Annotated in this window: 1 protein-coding gene and 1 pseudogene (1 of these 2 cut by a window edge); one reads left to right on the top strand and one right to left on the bottom strand. The window is 72.3% G+C overall.

Going from position 1 to position 1,897, the window contains the following annotated elements:
- Positions 1–1,102, top strand: a pseudogene (locus tag ABZY44_RS30515) (hypothetical protein); its annotated part reaches 616 nt to the left of the window's first position; the annotation flags it as partial.
- 46 nt (positions 1,103–1,148) lie between these two features.
- Here the strand turns inward: ABZY44_RS30515 and ABZY44_RS30510 are convergent.
- Complete coding sequence (locus ABZY44_RS30510; RefSeq protein ID WP_356659447.1) at positions 1,149–1,712, bottom strand: GNAT family N-acetyltransferase; 564 nt, start codon at positions 1,710–1,712, stop codon at positions 1,149–1,151.
- Between the last annotated feature and the right edge of the window lie 185 nt (positions 1,713–1,897).

The following is a 1,897-nucleotide window of genomic DNA, read 5'->3' as shown; positions in this document are numbered from 1 at the left end:
GAGTCCTACGCGCCGTACGTCGCGCACGAGCCCTATCCGACCCACGCGCCTCCGGTCGTTTGAGGCGCGGGTCCCAGGGGGCCGCCCGCCCGAACCGCCCCCCGCCCCCACCGACGAGGCCTACCGCTACGGCTTGGGCTACGCCCCGACACCCCCGCCCCAAACCCCCCGCCGCCTCACCTACGCACCGCCGGAGCACCGCCACCCCACCGCCAGCGCAGCGATCTCCGCCGCGGACGGCCCGGTCCTCGTCATCACGTCCTCCCCCGCCCTCTGGTCGCAGACCAAGGACGCCCGCGCCAAACTCGGCCCGGTCCTCCTCTACGATCCCTCCCACCTCTGCGACACCCCGGCCCGCCTGCACTGGAACCCGGCCGGCGACTGCGAGGACCGCGACACCGCCGCGGCCCGCGCCCTCGCGCTCCTCGCCCCGGTCCGCCCCCAGGCCCGCATGGACACCGCGGTCGCGGACACCGCCGAAACGCTCCTCCGCAGCTGGCTGCAGGCCGCCGCCCTCGACAACCGCCCGTTCAAGCAGCTCCACCGCTGGGCCCAGGGCACGAACGCCCAGGAGCCGGTCCGCATCCTCCATACCCACGCCCAGGCGGCAATCGCCGCCCCCGGCGCGGCCGGTGAACTCGAGAGCGCACTGACCGCCCACCCGGAGCGCCGCGAACTCGCCCAGCACCTCACGGCCCGCGCGCTGAGCGCGCTCTCCTCGATCCACATCCGCGAGTCCTGCACCCCGAACCGAACCGATTCGCTCGCCCTCGCATCGTTCGTCTCCGAAGGGGGCACCCTTTACGTGGTGGGTGAACCGCTGGAAGATCCCCGGACCCACCCGGGTGCGATGCCCCTGCTGACCGCACTCGCCTCCAGCGTGGTCGAGCACGGCCGTCGCATGGCCGCACGGTCATCCCACGGTCGGCTCGACCCACCACTGGCCCTCGTCTTCGACGACGTCGCCGCCGTCGCGCCGATCCCCCAACTCCCGCAGCTCCTCCAGGACGACACGCTCCCCCTCGTCGCCCTGTGCCGCAGCCGCGAACAGGCCCGCTCCCGCTGGCCGGAGGCGGACCTGCCCGTCATCGTCGGCCCCTAAGGGCTGTGCCGGCAAGGGTTCGCCGGGTCTTCCGGCAGCCGGGCCGTCAGGGCCGCTCCGGCCGTGCGAACACGTACTCCAGCTCCTTCGCGGACGGGTCCTCCGCCATCGGCACGACGTGCCCACTCGGCGTGAACCCGAACCTCCGGTAGAACGCGCCCGCCCGCGGATTGTCCTCGTGCACGAAGAGCCGTACGCGTTCCAGCGCCGGCTCCTCCAGCGACCACGCCCACTCCAGCGCGGCCTCGAACAGGGCTTCCGCCAGCCCGGCCCCCCGCTGCTCGGGCCGTACGAACACACCCACGAGATGTCCCTGCGGCCGCTCCACGACTCCCTCGAAGAAGTCGCTCGTCCCGGCAGCCTCCACCAGGACCGTGACCGTCCCGTTCCACCGTCCGTCAGGACCCTCGGCGACGAACTGCCGCACCGCCCGCCCGGACGCGGCACCGGCCGCCCGGTCCTGCCAGAACCCATCGGTCCTGGACTCGCCCTCTTCGACGGTCTCCAGGAAGGCCACGGCGGCTGCCGGATCGTGCAGGGCCGCGAGCCGCAGCTCCTTCACCTTCGCCCACTCGTCGGCGCGTACAGGCCTTATCTCGTGCTCGTTCATAGCCCGGGATTCTAATCAGCGGGCCTGTCCGAGTTCATCCAAGTATCGCGAGACGCCCGCCCGCCCCGAACCTGCCGCGAACACGCCGTAAACGCAGAAAAGCCCCGCACCGTGCCCTGTAAGGGCTGGTGCGGGGCTTTCCCACAATAATTGTTCGGCGGCGTCCTACTCTCCCACAGGGTCCC

This window comes from Streptomyces sp. NPDC006544, from assembly GCF_040611715.1.
GTDB lineage: Bacteria > Actinomycetota > Actinomycetes > Streptomycetales > Streptomycetaceae > Streptomyces.
The sequence above is the reverse complement of the archived record's forward strand: the minus strand, read 5'-3'. Positions and strand labels throughout refer to the sequence as shown.